Here is a 4,469-nt window from a genome sequence, read left to right as displayed (position 1 = left end):
GTTCGGCCATCTTTGCTGCTCCTGAGATCGGTCCATGCCCTTCACAGGGCATGGAAATTCGAGTCGTCGACGAGGCGAAAGCCTCAGCGCGTTAGCGCGACGTCGTTAAAAGGTGTGGCGCAGGCCGAGGCCGACCGACGCCTGTTTATTGGTGCTTGACGGGCTGATGAACTGCGTGACCTGCGCCACCTGTGCGTCGCCCATCGCGCGCTGGAAGGTGGCGAATGCATAGAGGTCGGTGCGTTTCGAGAGGTTGTAGGTCGCCGTCGCGTTGTACTGGATGTAGCGTGGGTCGCCGTCGTTCGCATCGACCTTGCCGTCGGTGTAGGTGACGCCCAGCCCCGCCGAAAGCGCCGGCGTGAAGTAGTACACGCCGTTGATTTCGTAGTTCATGAAGTTGACGTTCTGCTGTTCGAAGCCGTCCTTGTACGTCGTGCTGGTGATGTCGCCGCCCAGCTTCAGCGAGCCGAACCTGTACGCCGCGCCGCCGCCGACGGTCAGGAACGAGTGCGCCACCGTCACATATTCGCCAATGGCGGAGTTCGACGCCTTCCAGAACGTGCCGGTGTTCCGCGCGCCGGGCTGCCGTGCGTAAGTCATGCCGAAGCCCACATACAGCGGACCGTCGTCGTAGCTGCCGCCCACGCTCCACATGCTGTTCGCGCCGAAGCTGCCGGCCTGACCGCCGAAGCTGTACAGCGCGCTGCCCGTGAAAGCGCCATAGGTTTTCGTGTATTTCACGGAATTGTCGACACGTACCCCGCGGTTCGTCAGGTCCATGTCGCCGGGGTGCTCCATGTAGACGGACCAGTCGGCGGCCGTCAGGTGAGCCACGTAATCGACCATCGATTCGTATTGCCTACCGAAGGTCAGCGTGCCCCAACGGTCGTTCTGGAGGCCGACATAGGCCTGCCGGCCGAACATCAGACCGCCTTGTCCGAGCGATCCGTCGGTGACGTCGAAGCCGTTTTCGAGCCGGAAGATCGCGTGGTTTCCACCGCCCAGATCTTCCGTTCCGAGAAACCCGATGCGGCTGCCGCGCGTGGTACCGCTTGACATCGCCACCGTGCTGCCGCCGCCCTGATTGTTCGTGTACTGGATCGAGGCGTCGATCAGGCCGTAAAGCGTGACGCTTCCTTGGGCGTGGGCGTTGACGGCGGCTGCGCCTGAAATTGCGGCCGCAATGTAGAACGTCTTTTTCATCCGTTATTCCTTTGATGCGGGGCGTCCTCGGTGCTGGCGCGAGGTCGTGGAGTTATGGGTGATCATCCAGCAGGACAAAGTATGCGGTATACAAAAAAGACGCCAGCGCTTTTTGACTTTGATCGATCAGCGGGTCAAGGAGGATTGCGGAATTTTTTTGAACATGCTTGAAGGTGTGGAATGGCCGTGGTTGACGAACCAATCGACGATTTTCCGGAGAGCGGGCATGCGGACCGGTGAGGGTTAACGCCTAAAAATTTGTCTCGCGAGCACATTTTGTTGTACATAGTATACGAGTCATTTTTTTGCGACGGGACCGTTCGGCTCCGCGCGCATTGGCTTTTCCCTGTTCAACCGTGACCTTCGCCATGATCAAGATTTACGGAATTTTGAAGTCGCGCGGCAGCGCGCCCCGTCTGGACCGCCGAAGAACTCGGCTTTCGTTATGAATTGGCGCAAACGCACTATGCCGGCGAAGAGGTCAAGTCGGCCGCTTAGGTTGCGACCGGATCGCGGCTCGTAGGCGAAGCCGGCGCCACGATGGGCGACATCATGCGGGCGGTCGGCGAGGTCACTGGCCTTCTCGGCCAGATTTCGAGCGCGCTGGCGCAGCAGAGCGCCGGCGTCGAAGAGGTGAATCAGGCGGTCACGCTGGTGGATGCGACCACGCAGCAGAACGCGGCGCTCGTCGAACAGACCGCCGCCGCGGCGTCTTCGCTGTCGCAGCAGATCCTGCAGCTGCAGCAGGCGGTCGACGAGTTCAAGCTCGACGATGACGGGATGCGTAGCTCGGTGCCTTCGCCGGTTCGCTCGGCTCCGGTGCCGTCGGTCTGGGAGGCCATCGAGGCGAATCGACTGCGCTGTTCATGAAGGTTGCCGCGCACGTTCAACTATCGGTCCAGACGGCACCGATAGTTGAAGCGCGTGCGCATCGCTATCGTGGTTCCTGGGCGAGCGCGAGATGTATTCCGCTTTATCGACCCACGCTCCCGATGAAGTGCAGAATCTCGCGCCCAAGATACTCCTCGCCGGAATTGAAGTGAGCGACGATCGACGTGTGGTTGTGACCGCGCATCTGGATCAGCCGGGGCGGCGTGCCGCGATGACGCAGCGCTTCGAAGAAGAACTGCGCGCCGTATTCGTCCAGATAGCGATTCTCGAACTCGGCCACCGCGATCATCAGCGGCACCGACGAGCGCGCGACGTGACTGAGCGGAGAGCGCACCGGATACAGGCTCTCGTCGTTGCCGAAGTACGCGCGCACGGGCTTCGCATTGGGGTTGCCCGGGCGCACGTCGGCCGCCACCCGCGCGCTGATCAGCACCAGACCGGCGACAGGCGAAGGCGGGCGTTGCTCAATGACGGCCGGATCGAACAGACATGCGGCCGCATGCGCGCCGCCCGCCGAATGGCCCACGACGAACACGCGCGCGGGGTCGATCCGCAGCGTGCGCGCATGCTGTTGAATGTAGGCGAGCGCATCGGCGACGTCGTGCGCGCCGCCCGGGTACGGCGCCACGTCGGCGAGCCGGTATTCGACGTTGATCGCGACCAGTCCCTGCGACGCGAACCAATAACAGACGTTGTCGTAAATCTGGCCGTTCACGCTCTTGTTGCCACGCACGAACGCACCGCCGTGGATGAACACGACGGCATCGTGTGGCCCGGGGTCATCGCCATCGTCACGCGACGCGAGCGCTGCCGGCTGAAAGACGTCGAGCACATGACGGGCGTGCGTACCGTATTGCACGTCCCGCTCCACGACGATGTCGTCCTTCGGCGCAGCGGCGACGAGCGGCGTATAGCAGTCGATCACCGTCTGCCGGTTAGCGGTGATGTCCTCGTTCCAGCGCGGCCCGATCTCGAGCAGACGGCGACGTTGATCGTCGGGCAGGGAGCCGAGCGGCTCGTCGGTCGGTTGCGGGTTCACCATGACACGCTCACGTCGCCGTTGATGAAAGTCTGGCAGGCCATCCGGTAACCGGCTTCGAGATCGGCGTCGCTGAGATGGCGCTTTTCCTTCTCTTTCACCGCGTCGGTGTGTTCGAGGCCGCGTTCGACTTTGCACTTGCAGGTGCCGCACAGACCGCCGCCGCACTTGAAAGGAATACCGCCTTTTTCGCGCAGCGAGACGCGCAGCAGGTTGCTGTTCGGCGGGGCGCTGACGCACTTGCCGTCATTGCTGAGAAACGTAATCTGGATCATGCGTGAGACCTGTTCTGGCTGGATACGTGAATGGATATGAGCGCAGCGTGCTTCAGCGTGCCACCGCGGTGACGCCCGGTCGCAATAGCGCGTCCTGGTTGCGCGTGCCCACCAGGATCTGAAGCGCCGCGAACGCCTCATCCCGGTCGGAGAATTTTTCGAGGAAGCGGGTCGGCATATCGTTGACTTCGCCACCCTCCGCTTCGTTGGTGACGCGAATCCGCGCGTCGCCGTAAAGCGCGGCAATCACGAAGGTCGCGAGATGACGTCCGCAATATACGTAGTCCCACGTTTCGGCCGGCGCCAGCTTGCCGACGGGTTCCGTGCGGTACTGGCCGGGCTTGCTCGTGAGAATCACGTAACTGATCGACTGTGTCGCGTTCACGCTCATGCCGCGGCCCCCACGTCGGTTTGTTCGAGTTCGATGTCGTGCTCGATCCAGAGCTGGCAGGCGAGGCGATATCCCTGTTCGAGGCGCTCGCCGAGCTGCTTCTTTTCCTTCCAGTTGGGTGCGGGCAGATGCTCGCCGCCCGCGCGGACGACGCACGCGCATTTGGAGCATTTCCCCATCCCGCACTCATAGCGAAGGTGCGGAAACGGAAACTCCTTGATGCCGGCGCGAACGACCAGATTGGTGTTCTGCTTGACCTCTCCCTGACAGGTCTCGCCGTTCCTGTGAAATGTGACCATCGGCATTGCCGCTTTCCTCTCGATCTGAAGATCCGGACTGCGCGCTGGAAGCGCGTTAGTGTTGCTCAATACTACCGAGCGTCATGAACATTGTATACTGACGACAATTTGTCGAGCGGCGGACGTCTAAAAAAATTTGCTGTGCGAGGACCGCGACGAGGCAGGGTTCACATATGCGCCAAGCGTTGGAGGACGGAATTCGGCCGAATTCCTGACTTCAGTCCAAAACACGGTCGATGACGCTACGGTATACATTATTCTTTTTATGCGATATTCTGCGTTCACTGTCTGCAGTTCGAGCGACCCGCCCCGCCTCGCAGCCGTAGACGTTGTCCCCCTCTAGATCTCAGGAGCAGCAAAGATGGCCGAAT

The 4,469-nt window shown here is 61.5% G+C and carries 6 protein-coding genes; 1 reads left to right on the top strand and 5 read right to left on the bottom strand.

Annotation, left to right across the window (positions count from 1 at the left end; all coding sequences use genetic code 11):
- Positions 1-105 precede the first annotated feature (105 nt).
- Positions 106-1,203: a porin gene (locus tag F6X39_RS35710; protein ID WP_187620094.1), complete on the bottom strand. Its 1,098-nt coding sequence runs from the start codon at positions 1,201-1,203 to the stop codon at positions 106-108.
- 540 nt (positions 1,204-1,743) lie between these two features.
- Here F6X39_RS35710 and F6X39_RS35705 point away from each other — a divergent pair.
- Complete coding sequence (locus tag F6X39_RS35705) at positions 1,744-2,073, top strand: chemotaxis protein (RefSeq protein ID WP_187620093.1); 330 nt, start codon at positions 1,744-1,746, stop codon at positions 2,071-2,073.
- A gap of 103 nt (positions 2,074-2,176) precedes the next feature.
- On the opposite strand, the gene F6X39_RS35700 is transcribed toward F6X39_RS35705, so the two are convergent.
- The 4 genes from F6X39_RS35700 to F6X39_RS35685 are packed head-to-tail and all read right to left on the bottom strand — an operon-like array spanning position 2,177 to position 4,104.
- Positions 2,177-3,136: an alpha/beta hydrolase gene (locus F6X39_RS35700; RefSeq protein ID WP_187620092.1), complete on the bottom strand. Its 960-nt coding sequence runs from the start codon at positions 3,134-3,136 to the stop codon at positions 2,177-2,179.
- Entirely contained in the window at positions 3,130-3,408 is a 279-nt protein-coding gene (locus F6X39_RS35695) for a 2Fe-2S iron-sulfur cluster-binding protein (RefSeq protein ID WP_184012695.1), read from the bottom strand. The genes F6X39_RS35700 and F6X39_RS35695 overlap by 7 nt, the downstream gene beginning before the upstream one ends.
- Positions 3,409-3,460: 52 nt before the next feature.
- Positions 3,461-3,799 (bottom strand): hypothetical protein, encoded by a 339-nt coding sequence (locus F6X39_RS35690; protein WP_187620091.1) that lies wholly within the window; start codon positions 3,797-3,799, stop codon positions 3,461-3,463.
- Positions 3,796-4,104, bottom strand: coding sequence for a 2Fe-2S iron-sulfur cluster-binding protein (locus F6X39_RS35685; RefSeq protein WP_187620090.1), 309 nt, complete (start codon positions 4,102-4,104; stop codon positions 3,796-3,798). The genes F6X39_RS35690 and F6X39_RS35685 overlap by 4 nt, the downstream gene beginning before the upstream one ends.
- Positions 4,105-4,469 lie beyond the last annotated feature (365 nt).

The organism is Paraburkholderia sp. UCT2 (assembly GCF_014397665.1).
In the GTDB taxonomy this organism is placed as follows: Bacteria; Pseudomonadota; Gammaproteobacteria; order Burkholderiales; family Burkholderiaceae; genus Paraburkholderia; species Paraburkholderia tuberum.
Note: the sequence above shows the minus strand (reverse complement) of the source record. Positions and strands in the feature narration are given on the sequence as shown.